This window comes from Acidovorax sp. NO-1, assembly GCF_000238595.1.
Lineage (GTDB): Bacteria > Pseudomonadota > Gammaproteobacteria > Burkholderiales > Burkholderiaceae_C > Acidovorax.
This window is the reverse complement of the sequence record NZ_AGTS01000078.1, coordinates 323,099-339,177: the sequence shown is the minus strand read 5'-3', so window position 1 is coordinate 339,177 and position 16,079 is coordinate 323,099. Positions and strand designations below refer to the sequence as shown.

General features: G+C 51.9%; 12 protein-coding genes and 2 pseudogenes. 12 read left to right on the top strand and 2 right to left on the bottom strand.

The features are described from left to right. The 11 genes from KYG_RS12480 to KYG_RS12430 form a co-directional block, all read left to right on the top strand. The coding region (locus tag KYG_RS12480; RefSeq protein ID WP_008905264.1) for a sugar nucleotide-binding protein at positions 1-280 on the top strand (280 nt) is incomplete at its 5' end. 15 nt (positions 281-295) lie between these two features. Then, positions 296-1,204: a glucose-1-phosphate thymidylyltransferase RfbA gene (rfbA, locus tag KYG_RS12475; RefSeq protein WP_008905263.1), complete on the top strand. Its 909-nt coding sequence runs from the start codon at positions 296-298 to the stop codon at positions 1,202-1,204. Positions 1,205-1,211: 7 nt separating this feature from the next. Next, entirely contained in the window at positions 1,212-1,757 is a 546-nt protein-coding gene (rfbC, locus tag KYG_RS12470; protein ID WP_008905262.1) for a dTDP-4-dehydrorhamnose 3,5-epimerase, read from the top strand. After that, complete coding sequence (locus KYG_RS12465) at positions 1,757-2,575, top strand: ABC transporter permease (protein WP_008905261.1); 819 nt, start codon at positions 1,757-1,759, stop codon at positions 2,573-2,575. The genes rfbC (KYG_RS12470) and KYG_RS12465 overlap by 1 nt, the downstream gene beginning before the upstream one ends. Beyond that, complete coding sequence (locus KYG_RS23815; RefSeq protein ID WP_008905260.1) at positions 2,565-3,962, top strand: ABC transporter ATP-binding protein; 1,398 nt, start codon at positions 2,565-2,567, stop codon at positions 3,960-3,962. The genes KYG_RS12465 and KYG_RS23815 overlap by 11 nt, the downstream gene beginning before the upstream one ends. 7 nt (positions 3,963-3,969) lie before the next feature. Further along, positions 3,970-6,966 carry a glycosyltransferase gene (locus tag KYG_RS23810; RefSeq protein WP_085942564.1) on the top strand — a complete coding sequence of 999 codons (2,997 nt, stop codon included), beginning with the start codon at positions 3,970-3,972 and terminating at the stop codon, positions 6,964-6,966. 90 nt (positions 6,967-7,056) lie between these two features. Further along, complete coding sequence (rfbF, locus tag KYG_RS12450) at positions 7,057-7,824, top strand: glucose-1-phosphate cytidylyltransferase (RefSeq protein ID WP_008905257.1); 768 nt, start codon at positions 7,057-7,059, stop codon at positions 7,822-7,824. Then, a complete protein-coding gene (gene rfbG, locus KYG_RS12445) occupies positions 7,809-8,909 on the top strand; it encodes a CDP-glucose 4,6-dehydratase (protein ID WP_034694305.1) in 1,101 nt (366 codons plus the stop codon). The genes rfbF and rfbG overlap by 16 nt, the downstream gene beginning before the upstream one ends. Beyond that, positions 8,906-9,457 carry a dTDP-4-dehydrorhamnose 3,5-epimerase gene (gene rfbC / locus KYG_RS12440; protein WP_008905255.1) on the top strand — a complete coding sequence of 184 codons (552 nt, stop codon included), beginning with the start codon at positions 8,906-8,908 and terminating at the stop codon, positions 9,455-9,457. Before rfbG ends, rfbC (KYG_RS12440) begins: the two co-directional genes overlap by 4 nt. Beyond that, complete coding sequence (locus KYG_RS12435; RefSeq protein WP_008905254.1) at positions 9,454-10,680, top strand: class I SAM-dependent methyltransferase; 1,227 nt, start codon at positions 9,454-9,456, stop codon at positions 10,678-10,680. Before rfbC (KYG_RS12440) ends, KYG_RS12435 begins: the two co-directional genes overlap by 4 nt. After that, positions 10,677-11,525 (top strand): NAD(P)-dependent oxidoreductase, encoded by an 849-nt coding sequence (locus KYG_RS12430; protein ID WP_034694303.1) that lies wholly within the window; start codon positions 10,677-10,679, stop codon positions 11,523-11,525. Before KYG_RS12435 ends, KYG_RS12430 begins: the two co-directional genes overlap by 4 nt. Positions 11,526-11,568: 43 nt before the next feature. Here the strand turns inward: KYG_RS12430 and cysN are convergent. Both cysN and cysD read right to left on the bottom strand, forming a co-directional pair. Then, a pseudogene (gene cysN / locus KYG_RS12425) lies at positions 11,569-13,493 on the bottom strand (sulfate adenylyltransferase subunit CysN). A 35-nt stretch (positions 13,494-13,528) separates the two neighbouring features. After that, positions 13,529-14,445 (bottom strand): annotated as a pseudogene (gene cysD / locus KYG_RS24935) (sulfate adenylyltransferase subunit CysD). 793 nt (positions 14,446-15,238) lie between these two features. Here cysD and KYG_RS12415 point away from each other — a divergent pair. Continuing rightward, positions 15,239-16,018, top strand: a complete 780-nt coding sequence (locus tag KYG_RS12415) for a sulfite exporter TauE/SafE family protein (RefSeq protein ID WP_034694299.1) — start codon at positions 15,239-15,241, stop codon at positions 16,016-16,018. The last annotated feature ends 61 nt before the right edge of the window (positions 16,019-16,079 follow it).

The window sequence follows — 16,079 nt, the reverse complement described above, 5'->3', positions numbered from 1 at the left end:
CCAGCACCCCCGAGACGGCGGCCTGTACCACTGCGTGGCCGGTGGCGAGACCAACTGGCATTTGTACGCAAAATACGTGCTAGCCCAGGCGCAGCAAGCGCAACCTGCTATTGAATTGAAAGCGACCGAAGTGGCACCCGTACCCACCAGCGACTTCCCCACACCCGCCAGGCGCCCGCACAACTCGCGTCTGGACACCACCAAGCTGCGGGCCGCCTTCGGCCTCACGCTGCCCCACTGGCAGCAGGGTGTGGCGCGCATGCTCGCCGAAATTCTCTGAACAGCGATGCAGACCATGACCGCACCAGAAACCACCGCAGCCACCACCCGCAAAGGCATCATCCTTGCCGGAGGCTCTGGCACCCGCCTGCACCCGGCCACGCTGGCCATCAGCAAACAACTGCTGCCGGTGTACGACAAGCCCATGATTTACTACCCGCTCAGCACCTTGATGCTGGCGGGAATCCGCGACATTCTGGTCATCAGCACGCCCCAGGATACCCCGCGCTTTGAACAACTGTTGGGCGACGGCAGCCAGTGGGGTATCAACCTGCAATATGCGGTGCAACCCAGTCCGGACGGACTGGCGCAGGCGTTCATCATTGGTGAAAAGTTCCTCGACAACCACCCCAGCGCCCTGGTGTTGGGTGACAACATCTTCTATGGCCACGACTTTCACGAACTACTTGGCAATGCCATGCGGCGTGACCAAGGGGCCAGCGTGTTTGCCTACCACGTGCAGGATCCAGAGCGTTATGGAGTGGCCGAATTTGACGCCAGCGGCAAGGTGCTGAGTCTGGAAGAAAAGCCTCAGACGCCGAAATCCAGCTATGCAGTGACGGGGCTGTATTTTTACGACAGTCAGGTGGTGGAGCTGGCCAAGAGCCTGCAGCCCTCAGCACGCGGCGAATACGAAATCACCGATCTGAACCGCCTGTACCTGGAGCAAGGCCAACTCAACGTCGAAATCATGGGCCGAGGCTACGCCTGGCTGGACACCGGCACGCACGAAAGCCTGCTCGAAGCAGGCCAATTCATCGCCACGCTCGAGCACCGCCAGGGCCTCAAGATCGCCTGCCCCGAAGAAATCGCCTGGCGCAGCCAATGGATCAACACCGAACAGCTCCAGCGCCTGGCCAAACCCCTGAGCAAAAACGGCTACGGGCAATACCTGCTGCGCATTGCCCAAGAAACCATTTACTGAGACCTGCATGGAAGCCACCCGACTCGCCATCCCCGACGTTGTGCTGATCGAACCCAAGGTGTTCGGCGACGCACGCGGGTTCTTTTACGAAAGCTACAACCAGCGCGCCTTCAGCCAGGCCACCGGCACCGACTACCAGTTCGTGCAGGACAACCACAGCCGCAGCAGCAAAGGTGTGCTGCGCGGCCTGCATTACCAGATCGAGCAGCCCCAGGGCAAGCTGGTGCGCGTGGTGCAGGGCGCCGTGTTCGATGTGGCCGTGGACATCCGCAAAAGCTCACCCACCTTCGGCCAATGGGTGGGCGTGGAGCTGAGTGCGGACAACCACCGCCAGCTGTGGGTACCGCCTGGCTTTGCGCACGGCTTTGTGGTGCTCAGCGACATAGCCGAGTTCTTGTACAAGACCACCGATTACTACGCACCGGAGCATGAGCGGTGCATAGCGTGGAACGACGCCACGCTGGCGATTGACTGGCACTTCGAAGGCACGCCTAATCTGTCGGCCAAGGATGCGCAAGGGAAAGTTTTCACTGAAGCCGAGGTGTTTGCCTGATGCGTGATTTCTCTAGTAGTCCCCGTGAAATGCTCGCCTGCCTGTGGCGCAATCGCAGCCTAATCAAAGCTTCCGTACAGCGAGAAGTTCTAGGCCGCTACCGTGGATCCATCATGGGCCTGCTGTGGACATTTCTCAACCCACTCTTCATGCTGGCCATCTACACCTTCGTATTTAGTGTGGTGTTTAAAGCCCGCTGGGGAACAGGTAGCGACTCCAAAACGGAGTTTGCGCTGGTTCTGTTTGCAGGGCTGATCATTCTGAATCTGTTCAATGAATGCATTACACGCGCACCCAGCCTTATTATTTCAAATGCAAACTACGTAAAAAAAGTCGTATTTCCGCTTGAAATTTTACCCTTTGTGGTGCTTCTTTCGGCAATGTTTCACGGGTTTATCAGCCTGTGCGTCTGGTTGTTCGCATACATGATTTTCTTTGGACTTCCACCCCTCACCGTACTCTATCTCCCAGTTGTCCTGTTGCCGTTGCTACTGTTCATAATGGGGCTTAGCTGGGCGCTCTCTTCTCTAGGCGTATATTTACGCGACATTGCACAAATTATCGGCGTCATTACTACCGTACTTACATTCCTCAGTCCGGTCTTCTATCCTGTCAGTGCAATTCCTGTAAAATATCAACATCTCTTGTATATTAACCCGCTCACGCCGGTGATTGAACAAACAAGAAATATCCTTTTCTGGGGACAACCTCCTGATGCTTCTGTGCTCGGAGTATCCTTTATCGCTACGATAAGCATCGCTTGGCTCGGTTTTACCTGGTTCCAGAAGACGCGTACAGGATTTGCTGATGTCCTCTGAAGTCACCATCAAAGTTGAAAATTTGAGCAAGTGCTACCAGATTTATCAACATCCTCACCACAGACTCAAACAGTTTGTCTTACCACATCTGCAAGCGTGGTTTGGAAAACCGAGAACAATGTATTTCAAAGAATTCTGGGCACTAAAAAACGTTTCATTTGAAATCAAGCGCGGTGAAACTGTAGGCATCATTGGTCGGAACGGCAGTGGAAAGTCTACCCTTCTGCAGATGATTTGTGGAACCTTGCAACCAACACAGGGGAGCATTCAAACCACTGGGCGGATTTCTGCACTGCTGGAACTGGGATCTGGATTTAATCCGGAATTCACCGGACGCGAAAACGTCTACATGAACGGCGCTGTACTAGGACTAACAGTAGAAGAAATTAGTCAGCGTTTTGACGACATTACCGCATTTGCAGAAATCGGTGAATTCATTGAGCAGCCCGTCAAAACATACTCGAGTGGGATGATGGTACGCTTGGCATTTGCAGTGGCCATTAATGTCGCACCAGATATCTTGATCATTGATGAAGCACTTTCTGTCGGTGACGAGTTATTTCAACGCAAGTGTTTTGCGCGTATTGAGGCCATTCGTAAAAGTGGTGCGACCATTTTATTCGTGTCTCACTCGGGCGCACAAATCGTCGAACTATGTGATCGTGCTATTCTCGTGGACAGTGGCGAAAATTTGGCAATAGGAATTCCTAAGCAAATTGTTGGAATTTATCAGAAACTTCTATATGCCCCGACGGAGAAACAAGCACTGATACGAGAGCAGATTCGGCATATGACCGACAGTCAGAGCGATCAACTGCTCAAACGAGAGAATCAACCCCGTAACGCTTTTTCTGTTGAACCGGAAGCGCAAATACTGCAGGAGAACTTTGATCCGAGGCTAACTCCAGCCAGTTTAATCGAGTACGCCTCCCACGGCGCTTATATCGGCACGCCAGAGATCTTCACAGAAGATGGTAGACGTGTGAATAATTTGGTGCGCGGTAATATATACCGATATAGATACTTGGTGACTTTCTCAAGATTTGCGCAAAATGTCCGTTTTGGCATGTTAGTCAAGACAACATCTGGTATTGAGTTAGGCGGCGGCACGACCGCCCAGTCCACATGCGATAGTTTGAATGATATTGAACCCGATACAAGCTATCAAATTGATTTCCGATTTCGTTGTTCTCTGAATCCTGGCGTCTATTTTATGAATGCCGGCGTATTGGGTGATGTAGAGGGTAATTTAATGTTCTTACATCGGCTGGTTGATGTCGCCATGTTTCGTGTACTGTCGGAACAGAATAGTCTGGCGACAGGTATCGTCGATTTTGAATGCCGCCCAAACATCAGCTTGATTTCAAAACAGACTATTGAAGAATAGGTGATTCATGGAAACTCAGAAAAAAAAATTAGTTGTCGTACTAGGAATGCACAGAAGTGGCACAAGCGTCATCACCAGAGGCTTGCTTGCCATGGGTGTCGAACTTGGCGATCGTATGCTTCCATCTGTAGAGGGGGATAATGATAAAGGCTATTGGGAAGATGTCGATATTAATGCTCTTAACGTCGAAATGCTCTCCTTTATTGCCAGTGACTGGTACCACTTAAAACCTATCGTAGATAATGATGTTGCGAAACTGCGCAATGCTGGGTACATCGAACGCGCAATTACTCTGCTTCAAAGCAAGGTTAAAAATAGGGCGATTTTTGGCTTTAAAGATCCGCGTACGGCAAAACTATTGCCACTCTGGAAAGAGGTTTTCAATCAGGGGCGCTTTGATGTTAGCTACATAATCGCAATAAGAAACCCTCTCAGTGTTGCGAAATCGCTTCTCAAGCGTGCGAACATCCCTCTTGAAAAATCCTATCTGCTATGGTTCGGACACGTAATTGAATGTTTGATTGCGATAATCGGCAAAAAGCAAATCATTGTTGATTATGATGTTTTGATAAAGTCTCCAACAACTGAATTGTCAAGAATTTCAAAATCTCTTCAGTTGCCAATTATCGTGGGAGAGTTGCAATCCTACGAGCAACAGTTCCTAGATGAAAGATTAAGACATACCGTATATAGTATGGATGAGGTTCGTTTGGATGAAGCCTGCCCATTGATTGTGCGTGAGTTATACGATTTTTTACTGGATGTTGCAGAAGAAAAAATAATAATCAACGACACGATGGCTCAAGCCAAGACTAGCGATTGGATCAAAATCTACAATCGTCTTATCGAGCCGTTTCAATTGATTGATCAGCTATCTCATGCTCAAGCGCACGCAAATTTGCAATTGCTTGAGAGAAACAGTCAAATTGATAAACTGTGTCAGCAGGTCAATGAATACGAAATCCAACTGAATAGACTCAAAAATATAATTGCTCGAAGTCAGCGAAAAAATAATGACCAAGCGATTAATTTCGTCAAACAAATTGCTGACCGAGACGTTCAATTTAGTGAATTGAAAAGTAGTTTGGACACTCTTAACTGTAATCTCACTGCCGCACGCACGCAGATTGAAAATCTAAATAGAGGACTTTCTGGCGCTAGAGCGGAGAATGAAGCAATACTCAATTCGCTTTCCTGGAAGCTTACAAATCCATTAAGAACAATTGGGACTTGTATCAAAATAGTGCGGTCCTACATGTATTTTGCGAAATCAATCATTGCCACGATTGGTGTATACAGAATCGTTCAAGAATTCTTCAGAACCTTGAAGAATGAAGGGTTGCCAGGTATTCAACGTCGAGTAAAAAATGCCATTTCTTACTACAACGCCACTGGGCAAATTTACTATCGGACTGAGAAAAATGAAAACCAGGAATCTGGTGAAATAATCGAACGTATTCAAAATGAAGGGCCAAAAATATCAGTTATCATTTCGATATATAAGACGCCAATCGAAATGCTTAAGCAGGCTATTGAATCGGTTATTCAACAAAAATATAAAAACTGGGAGCTTATTCTGGTTGATGATTTTTCCCAAAGCGAAATCATCCAAAAATTGTGCAATTCATATCAAGAAAACAATAGTAACATAAGGTACATCGAGCGGTCGGAAAATGGCAACATATCGGCTGCTAACAACACCGGTTTATATAATGCTAGAGGAAGTTTTTACACAATACTTGATCATGATGACATTCTTGATCCAAGCGCATTGTACGAAGCTGCAAAGATTACCCTTGAACACCCTCACGTTGACTACATATATTCAGATGAAGATAAAGTCACTAAGGATGGGTTGACTTTTTTTGGGCCATTCTTCAAACCAGACTGGTCGCCCGAATACATGCTCGCGATGATGTATACCTGCCATATGAGCGTGTACCGTACTGCTCTAGTTATTTCTCTGGGCGGCTACAACACAGAATTCGATGGTGCTCAGGATTACGAATTAACACTGCGGGTAGTCAGACGTTCAAATAATGTCGCGCATATTCCAAAAGTGCTCTATCACTGGAGAGTGTGGGAGAATTCCACTGCTCAATCGATGGAGGCAAAGCCATTGGCGCATATTCTCGCTAGGAGAGCTTTGGAATTGCATCTTCAAGAGCTGCGCGAAAATTTTGTTATTGGCGAAGCAGTATTGCCAGGGCACCATTTTGTTGATTTTCTGCCGAAACGCAATTCCTTGGTTTCCATCATAATTCCAACCGCAAATGGAACTATCGATATACGAGGCAAAACGGAGCGGCATCTTAACGCCGTATGCGAAAGCATAATTTCAAAGACGTCTTATAAAAATTTTGAAATTATCGTAGTTCACAATGGAAATCTTTCGGCTGAACAAAATCGATGGTTAGCGTCTCATGAAAATATTATATTATCTGAGTATGTTGCGGAAAAATTTAGTCTGTCCGAAAAAATTAATAAAGGCGCCAAGTTAGCTAACGGAGAATACTTCGTCATCATGAATGATGATATTCGAGTTATTTCCGAAGATTGGCTAACTCTTATGCTGGGCATGGCGCAACGAGAAGGGGTCGGAGCAGTCGGTCCAAAACTACTATTTCCTGACGAAACTATTCAGCATGCAGGCGTGGTAATTTTAGGAGGACTTCCCGGACATCCCTACTATCAAAATCCTAAAAATGCCTTGGGCTACGGTCTCGGTTTGCAGGTCAATAGAAATTACGTAGCTGTTACCGGCGCATGCTGCATGACTCCAAGGTCTGTCTTCGAAGAAATTGGAGGCTACAGCAATAAATATCCGCTCAATTATAATGATGTAGATTATTGCTTGAAGGTTCGTAAGCTCGGACTTCGATCGGTGTATATTGCCAATGCACATCTTTATCATTACGAAGGAGTCTCAAAAGAGGGGGGCGTACCGTTGCAACGGAAGAAATTCAAAAGTTCTTGGCTGACTGGGGGGGGAATACAAAAATGACCCATTCTATAACGTGAATTTGAATCAGAGTATTCCATATACTTTTTGAATGAGTCGACTTGTCGTTTTTAATTTAATTTGAAAATCAACATGAAAACAGTCATACTTGCTGGCGGACTCGGATCCCGGATCAGTGAAGAGTCGCATCTGCGTCCAAAACCCATGATTGAAATTGGCGGAAAGCCGATTTTGTGGCACATCATGAAAATGTACTCGCATTACGGAATTAATGATTTCGTCATTTGTCTGGGCTACAAGGGTTATATCATCAAGGAATACTTTTCCAATTATTTTCTGCACATGTCGGATGTCACATTCAGCATGCGCGAAAACAAGATGGAGATTCACCAGAAGTTCGTAGAGCCTTGGAATGTCACCTTGGTCGATACGGGTGAAAGCACCATGACCGGTGGCCGACTCAAACGTGTCGCGCCCTATATCGGCGATGAAACCTTCTGTCTGACCTATGGTGACGGTGTCTCCGACGTTGATATTTCAGCTCTGATTGCCCATCACAAAGCCGCCGGAAAGCTCGCAACAGTTACAGCTATTCAGCCGCCGGGGCGTTTTGGTTCCTTGCAGATGGACGGTTCTCTTGTCCAGCATTTCCAGGAAAAACCGGCCGGCGACGGTGTCTGGATCAATGGCGGATTCTTTGTGCTGGAACCGACCGTACTAAACCACATCGAAGGCGACGATACCGTATGGGAACAGCAGCCGCTTCAGCATCTGGCTAATAGAGGGGAGCTGACCGCCTATAAGCACAATGGCTTCTGGCAAGCGATGGACACGCTTCGCGATAAAAATCATCTTGAAGATGCGTGGGCTTCCGGCCATGCACCATGGAAGCTTTGGTAACGATGTTCGACAACCAATACAACAATCGCAGAGTTCTCGTCACAGGGCACACCGGTTTCAAGGGCAGTTGGCTCACCTTGTGGCTTCAATCCCTGGATGCTCAGGTAACAGGCATTGCGCTTGCGCCTGAAACCGATCCGTCGCACTGGGACTTGCTGTCACTGGATACCAAGTCCCTGACTGTAGACATCCGCGATGCCGAAGGCGTCAGACAAGCCGTCAAGGATGCAGAGCCGGAAATCGTGTTTCATCTGGCGGCACAGCCCTTGGTCCGGCGCTCTTACCGCGCGCCGCTGGAGACATGGTCAACCAATGTAATGGGCACCGCGAATATTCTGGATGCCTGCCGCCAACAGCCTTCCGTCAAAGCAATCGTCGCCATCACCACAGACAAATGCTACGAGAATCGGGAGTGGGTCTGGGGGTACCGGGAAACGGATCGCCTCGGCGGTCACGACCCCTACAGCGCATCCAAGGCAGGGTCTGAAATAGTTGCGGCCAGCTATCGCAGCGCATTTTTCCAGACGCCGGGCAGTCCTTTGCTGGCGACTGCACGCGCAGGCAATGTCATTGGCGGTGGTGACTGGTCTGAAGACCGGCTGATTCCTGATCTGGCGCGTGCAGCACAGGCTGGCAAGCCGCTGGAGATTCGTTCCCCCACCTCAACCCGCCCCTGGCAACATGTGCTGGAATGCTTGTCAGGCTATCTTTCGCTGGGACAGAAGTTATTGGAGGGTGACTCAGCGCACGCAAGTGGCTGGAATTTTGGCCCGGATCGCGAAGGCAATCGGCAGGTTCAGCAGGTGCTGGAACAGCTTGGGCAAAGCTGGCACGGCTTCGAGTGGTTCACCGGCCAGCAATCGCAGCTTCACGAAGCGCGACTCTTGCACTTAGATTGCAGCAAGGCCCGCGATATGCTGTCCTGGCGCCCGGTCTGGACTTTTGAAGAAGGGGTGGCAGCCACGGCTGAATGGTACAAAGCTTGGCTGAACAACAAGGAAGTGATCAGCGTCCAGCAATTGAATCACTATATCGAGTCTGCCCGTGCGCAAAAGCTGGTCTGGACGGATGCACAACCCACATGAAGATCATCGACACCGCCATTCAGGGCGTACACATCGTTGAAAGTACCGCATTTCAGGATAAACGCGGGGCGTTTTCACGACTCTTCTGTGCCCAAGAACTCGCACCTGTTCTGGGGCAACGGCATGTCGTGCAGATCAATAAATCCCTGACCTGCAAGGTGGGTGCGATCCGGGGTATGCACTATCAAATTGCCCCACAGGCTGAAATGAAAATCGTCCGCTGCCTCAAAGGCCGCGTTTTCGACGTCGCGGTCGATTTACGCCATGGTTCTCCGACCTTTAGGCAGTGGGTCGCCCTCGACTTGTCCTCGGAAAAGTGCAATGCCTTTGTCATTCCGGAAGGATGCGCCCACGGTTTTCAGGTACTGGAAGCCAATAGTGAGTTGCTCTATTTACATACAGCCTACTACACACCTGCCTGTGAAGGCGCCGTACATTTTGACGATCCGAAGCTCGGCATCCAGTGGCCACTCCCCCCCACTGATCTGTCCGCCCGCGATCAAAATCACACGTTTCTGGACGAACAATTTTCGGGGCTCGCACTATGAAATGCAGACATTGTCAAACTGAACTGGAACACGTATTTCTTGATCTGGGCTACGCTCCGCCCTCCAACGCCTACCGGAGCGAGGCGCAATTACAGACGCCGGAAGTCACGTACCCCCTGAAGCTGCACGTCTGCCATCACTGCTGGCTGGTCCAGACCGATGACTATGCGGAAGCAGATCAATTGTTCACCGATGATTACGCCTATTTCTCTTCGACCTCCAAAGGCTGGCTGAAGCACGCCGCCAATTATGTAGACCAAATCACCGACCGTCTGCAACTGAACGCGCAAAGTTTCGTAATCGAAGTCGCTTCCAATGATGGCTACCTGTTGAAAAACTTTGTCGCCAAAAAAATCCCCTGTCTCGGCATCGAACCCACTAACAGTACAGCAGAAGCGGCCGAACGACTAGGTATTCTAGTGTGGCGCAAATTCTTCGGGGAAGAGATTGCGAATGCGCTGACTGCGGAAGACAAGCAAGCCGATCTGATCTGCGGCAACAATGTCTATGCGCACGTTCCAGACATCAACGATTTCACAATCGGTCTGCGCATGGCTCTGAAGCCGGGTGGAACAATCAATCTGGAATTTCCACATCTGCTGCAACTGATTGACAAGAACCAGTTTGATACGGTTTACCACGAGCATTTCTCGTATCTCTCGCTGACATCCGTCAGCAAGGTCTTTGCCCACGCCGGCCTGCGCATTTTCGATATCGAAGAATTGCCTACCCACGGCGGTAGCCTCCGGATATACGGATGCCACGCAGACGATCCGCGCCCGGTATCTCACGCCGTCACCGCCATGATGGCCAGAGAACAAAGCTTCGGCCTACTCGATCTGACGACATACACAAGCTTTCAGGCGAAGGCAAACAAGGTCAAGAACGACTTCGTGGCCTTCCTGATCGAACAAAAACGGTCGGGGAAATCCGTCGCCGCATACGGTGCTGCAGCCAAAGGCAACACACTGATGAATTATGCGGGCATCAAGCATGATCTGATCGACTTCATCTGCGACGCGGCGCCGTCAAAGCAGAACAAGTTCATGCCTGGCAGCCATATCCCTATATTCCCGCCGTCAGAGTTGTCCGCACGTAAACCGGACTGGGTAATCATTCTGCCCTGGAATATCGCCGAGGAAGTCACGCAGCAGGAAAAACAGGTTCTGGCCTGGGGTGGTAAGTTCATTGTAGCCGTGCCTGAACTGAAGGTATTCCAGTGAAAGTGCTCGTCACTGGGGCAACAGGTTTTGTCGGGCGCCATGTGGTCAGTCGCCTGCTGGCGTCTGGACATACCGTTGTTGCAATGGCCAGAAGTGAAGATCGCGCCCGCACTCTGCCATGGTTTGAACGCGTCGAGTTTGTTGCGCACGACCTCCAAAGTGCGGCATGGGATTGGCAAAAATCCGCTATCCCCGACGTATTGATCCATCTGGCATGGCCTGGTTTGCCGAATTACCGCGACTTTTTTCACATCGGTAAAAATTTACCTACTAACCTTCACTTCCTTGAGGCTGCTGTTCAGGCAGGTGTCCCGCACCTTCTCGTTGCAGGCACCTGTCTTGAGTACGGTATGCAGTACGGGCCGCTGGGCGAAGAGATGGAAACGCATCCCTTCACGCCCTACGGTTTTGCCAAAGATGCCTTGCGCAAAAGCCTTGAAATATTGCAGCGACGCAATCCGTTTACGCTCCAGTGGGTGCGTCTGTTTTACATGTATGGGGAGGGGCAAAATCCGAACAGCCTGCTGTCACAACTAGACAGGGCGCTGGATGAAGGGCGTGAGCGCTTCGAGATGTCTGCTGGCGATCAACTGCGCGACTATCTGCCGATTGAAACCATCGCACGCTGTTTTGACTGGGCCACCACTCATCCGGACATGAACGGTGTCATAAATTGTTGCAGCGGCAAGCCAATTTCTGTGCTCGATCTGGTCCGCCAACATCTGGCACGGCGCAATGGCGAGATCCAGCTTGTGCGTGGGTATTACCCCTATCCTGATTACGAGCCCATGGCGTTCTGGGGCGTCCAAGAAAAACTGCGGAGGACAGGCTTTATCATCGACTAGCGAGGGGATTGTATTTTTGGCACAAGTTTTTGATGAACTTGGTTCAGGCCACAATTATGTGGTTTGAAATCTTCAGGTCTTCCTTATTGGGGGCGCCACGAAGATAACGGTTTATCTGTTCTACCGCATCTTGTGGTTTGATAATGGTGGAGTTGATCACTACGTCCGGTTGTGTGGGGAGTTCATAGGGACTGTTGATCCCCGTCATATTTGGGATGAGCCCGCTGCGCGCTTTTTTGTACAGGCCCTTGGGGTCGCGCTGCTCACATACCAGCAAAGGCGTGTCCACGAATACCTCGGTGAAGTTCTCGACTCCGATCAGCTCACGTGCCATTTCCCTCTCGGCCTGGAAAGGGCTGATGAAGGCGGTCATCACGATCAGGCCTGCATCCATCATGAGTTTGGCCACCTCGGCCACGCGGCGTATGTTCTCCACCCGGTCGGCATCGGTAAAGCCCAGGTCTCTGTTCAACCCCTGTCGGATGTTGTCGCCATCCAGTATGTAGGTGCGCTTTCCTTGGGCATGAAGTTCTTTTTCCAGTGCATTCGCGATGGTTGACTTGCCAGAGCCAGACAATCCGGTGAACCAGATCACTTTGCCTTTGTGTCCATTGAGCCGCTCGCGGTCTTGTCGAGCAATGCTCAGCGCCTGGCGGTGTACGTTTTGCGCGCGGCGCAGGCTATGCGTGATCAACCCTGCGGCTACTGTGGCCTGGCTGAATCGGTCTACCAAGATAAAGCCACCCAGCGTGTGCGATGTGGTGTAGGCGTCAAAGACCAATGGTCGGCTCAGTGCAACGTTGCACTCGGCGATGTCATTCAGCCCCAGTTGTTGGCACGATTCATGGGCGCCAGTGTTCACGTTGAGGCGGTGCTTGATGTGGGTAAGAGAGGCCCCCGCCCATTGGTTTGCCAGTTTTAGCTCGTAGCTGCGTCCCACCATTCCAGCGTCTTCATGCATCCAGATCACGGTGGCGGTGAACTGATCAGTCATTTCCAGTGGGGCGTCTGCGCTGGCCAGAATGTCGCCACGCGACGCGTCCACCTCGGTATCCAGCACAAGGGTGATGGCGTTGCCCGCCAGGGCTTCTGGAGCATCACCGTTCGTTGTGACTATGCGGTTGACCCGTGCGGTTTGGCCAGAGGCAGTGATGCGCACCAAGCTGCCCACCACAACACGTCCACTTGCTACGGTGCCGCTAAAACCCCTGAAATCGGAATGGGGCCGGTTGACGCATTGCACGGGGAACACGAATCTTTGGTCCGTGGCTGTGGGGATGGGCACCGTTTCAAGGTACCCCATCAGTGTGGGGCCGCTGTACCAGGGGGTATGTGGTGAGCGGGTGGTGACGTTGTCGCCATGCAACGCCGAGAGGGGGACGGCTGTAAGGGTTTCAAAGCGAAGGTTGTTGGCAAACGTGCAGAAATCGTCTTGAATGGATTTAAAGGCTTGGGCGTCAAAACGCACCAAGTCCATTTTGTTGATGGCTAAGACAACGTGGCGGATGCCCATCAATGACACCAAACGCGCATGGCGACGCGTTTGGGTTTGCAAGCCGTGCCGTGCGTCAATCAATATCACTGCCATGTCTGCTGTGGATGCGCCGGTGACCATGTTGCGGGTGTATTGCTCGTGCCCAGGAGTGTCGGCCACAATGAACTTGCGTCGTGGGGTGGAAAAAAACGGTAGGCCACGTCGATGGTGATGCCTTGCTCGCGCTCAGCGGCAAGCCCATCCACCAGCAAGGCCAAATCCACCTTGTCGCCTTGGGTGCCATGCCGTTTGGAGTCTGCAACCAGCGCGGCCATCTGGTCGTCATGAATTTGCCGGGATTCCCATAGAAGGCGACCAATCAGCGTGCTTTTTCCGTCGTCAACACTGCCGCAGGTGATGAAACGCAGGGTGTCCTGCTGTGCTTGTTGAATGAGCCAATCGCTCAGGTCGGTGGTCTGTGCCCTGTGTGCCATGGGATGTGAGGCCTGGGCTGTTTTGCGGCGTGACATTAGAAGTACCCCTCCTGTTTTTCTTTTCCATCGATCCCGAGCTGTCGGTGTCGATCTTGCGGCCTTGCCGCTCGGATTGGCGGGTGTTGATCAGTTCCAGCAAAATGTCTTCGAGTGTCTCCGCTTCAGACTCGATGGCGCTTGTCAGCGGGTAGCAGCCCAAGGTGCGAAAACGCACCTTGCGGATTTGGATTTCTTCATCGGGGAGCATCTGGCAGCGGTCGTCGTCCACCATCATGATCATTCCAGGGCGCATTACCACGGGGCGCGGTTGGGCAAAGTAAAGGGGCACGACTGGAATGCCTTCTTGGTGGATGTATTGCCAGATGTCCAGCTCGGTCCAGTTAGATAGTGGAAACACGCGAATGCTCTCGCCAGCGCTTTTGCGTGTGTTGTAGAGGTTCCAAAGCTCAGGGCGCTGGTTTTTGGGATTCCAACGGTGGGTGGTTGTGCGAAACGAGAACACGCGTTCTTTGGCACGCGACTGCTCCTCATCACGCCGCGCACCACCAAACACCATATCAAACTGATATTGGTCCAATGCCTGCTTCAGCCCGTCTGTCTTGGTGATGTCGGTGTGCAGTGAGGATCCGTGCTCGAATGGGTTGATGTTCTTCTCTATCGCCTCGGGGTTGGTGTGGACCAGCATCCGCATGCCGCTTTCATGGGCAATGCGATCTCGGAAGTCGTACATGTCCTGAAACTTCCACCGCGTGTCCACATGCAGCAGTGGAAACGGCGGCACTCCTGGATAAAACGCCTTGCGTGCCAGGTGCAGCATCACGCTGCTATCTTTGCCAATGGAGTAAAGCATTGCGGGGTTTTGTGCCTCTGCCACCGCCTCCCGAATGATGTGGATGCTTTCGGCCTCCAGCCGCTTGAGATGCGGAGACGGGGCCCGAAGTGGCTGGGCAATGTTGCTCGGACCCGGATCGACAGACAAGACTGGTCGGTACACCTGAGGGCAAAGATGAATATCCGGAGTGCTTGGCGTGTCCCGCAAGGCTGCCACCAGCGCGCCATGCGGAAACACCGCTATCGGCTTGCTGATGAGTTTTTGAAGCGCAAGCAAGGCCAGAGCGATGCTCTCATGCTGGCCGTCAGGTAGCGGCACCCAGAATCGGGCGCCCCGAGCGTCATTGGCGTGCAAGCAAGGCTTTCCCGTGGGCAGGGGACTTAACTGGACAAAGAGAACCCGTTCGCGCCGCTTGCGCGCTTGTTCAATTGCCCAGTTCAGCACGAGGCGGTTGGGCGGGCGACCACATTCGTCCACCAAATCGTGGGCGATCAGTTCCTGGGGTAGGAGCCCTAGCGCGTTGATTCGGCGCTCGGCCGTGCGTTTGGAGTCTGCCTCTCCGCAGGCCTTCAAGTGCTCAAAGGCAAGCTCTGTGTCCCAAGCCTGGCAGACATCAAGCCCTGACAAAACAGGTTCTTTGTTTGTCGCAATTTGTGAAAAATCTAATTTCATGTATATATCTGGCGTGATACGATGATCATTTGCAATTTAATCACAAATTATCCCGTTATGCGTCAATCGAATGGTGAAGCATTGTTGAATGAGCAGCTGCCTGTCATGCACCTTGCTGGTGATGCAGTCATCACGGCCTTCAGTGGTGGTGGGCGCCCGCCCCTGTGTCGCGGCAAGCCCAATGTGCTCAGCCATTCAGCCATTCGCCCATTGCGGCCCCTGGCGCAGCGTTGCTTTCTGCATGATTGATGCACCTTATGCGCTCGCGGGTGCGTTGACCGGTTTTGTGGTGGGCTTCACAGGCGTGGGTGGTGGCGCATTGATGACCCCCATCTTGTTGATTGTCTTTGGGGTGTCGCCATCCACTGCAGTCGCTACAGATTTGTGGTTTGCGGCTATCACCAAACTAGCCGGAGCACGCGTTCACCAAACCAATGGTCATGTGGACTGGCAAGTAGCCAAACGCCTGTGGCTTGGAAGCCTGCCAATGGCGCTGTTCATCGTGGTGATTGTCAGCTTGGGAATGCAAGTGGCTCGGGTGGAATGGCTCACCACGGCTATCGGCATAGTGGTGCTGATCACGGCGGCTGGCCTGTTGGCTGCGCCAAAGTTGACGAGCTACGCGCGTGGACGTCGGATAGCGGAGCCGGCTCGTTTCAAGGCCTTGCAGCCAGCGCTGACAGTGGTCTCCGGTGCTGTTTTGGGCTTGTGCGTGGCTCTCACGTCGGTGGGGGCCGGAGCGCTTGGCAGCGTGATGCTGCTGTATCTCTATCCTCTTCGCATGACTCCCCATCGCCTGGTCGCCACTGACATCGTTCATGCCATTCCGTTGGCCGTTGTCGCAGGAACTGGATATCTTTTTGCCGGCATGGTGGACTGGAAAATGCTGGCAAGCTTGCTGACGGGCTCCATACCCGCTGTGCTTTTGGGAAGTCTGTTGGCCGGAAGGGTTGCTGGCCGCTGGGTGCAGTTTGCGCTGGCACTGGTCTTGATTGCGGCTGGCGCCAAGGTTTTGATGTGACCAGGCAATGCCCTTGGCGTCATGTCTCCGCAATAAGCTAGGGACTTGGAGACGGGGCGGG

Bases quoted from the DNA above. Each gene is read 5' to 3' on its own strand.
- rfbA (WP_008905263.1), top strand. From the start codon at position 296: ATGACCGCACCAGAAACCACCGCAGCCACCACCCGCAAAGGCATCATC.
- rfbC (WP_008905262.1), top strand. From the start codon at position 1,212: ATGGAAGCCACCCGACTCGCCATCCCCGACGTTGTGCTGATCGAACCC.
- KYG_RS12465 (WP_008905261.1), top strand. From the start codon at position 1,757: ATGCGTGATTTCTCTAGTAGTCCCCGTGAAATGCTCGCCTGCCTGTGG.
- KYG_RS23815 (WP_008905260.1), top strand. From the start codon at position 2,565: ATGTCCTCTGAAGTCACCATCAAAGTTGAAAATTTGAGCAAGTGCTAC.
- KYG_RS23810 (WP_085942564.1), top strand. From the start codon at position 3,970: ATGGAAACTCAGAAAAAAAAATTAGTTGTCGTACTAGGAATGCACAGA.
- rfbF (WP_008905257.1), top strand. From the start codon at position 7,057: ATGAAAACAGTCATACTTGCTGGCGGACTCGGATCCCGGATCAGTGAA.
- rfbG (WP_034694305.1), top strand. From the start codon at position 7,809: ATGGAAGCTTTGGTAACGATGTTCGACAACCAATACAACAATCGCAGA.
- rfbC (WP_008905255.1), top strand. From the start codon at position 8,906: ATGAAGATCATCGACACCGCCATTCAGGGCGTACACATCGTTGAAAGT.
- KYG_RS12435 (WP_008905254.1), top strand. From the start codon at position 9,454: ATGAAATGCAGACATTGTCAAACTGAACTGGAACACGTATTTCTTGAT.
- KYG_RS12415 (WP_034694299.1), top strand. From the start codon at position 15,239: ATGATTGATGCACCTTATGCGCTCGCGGGTGCGTTGACCGGTTTTGTG.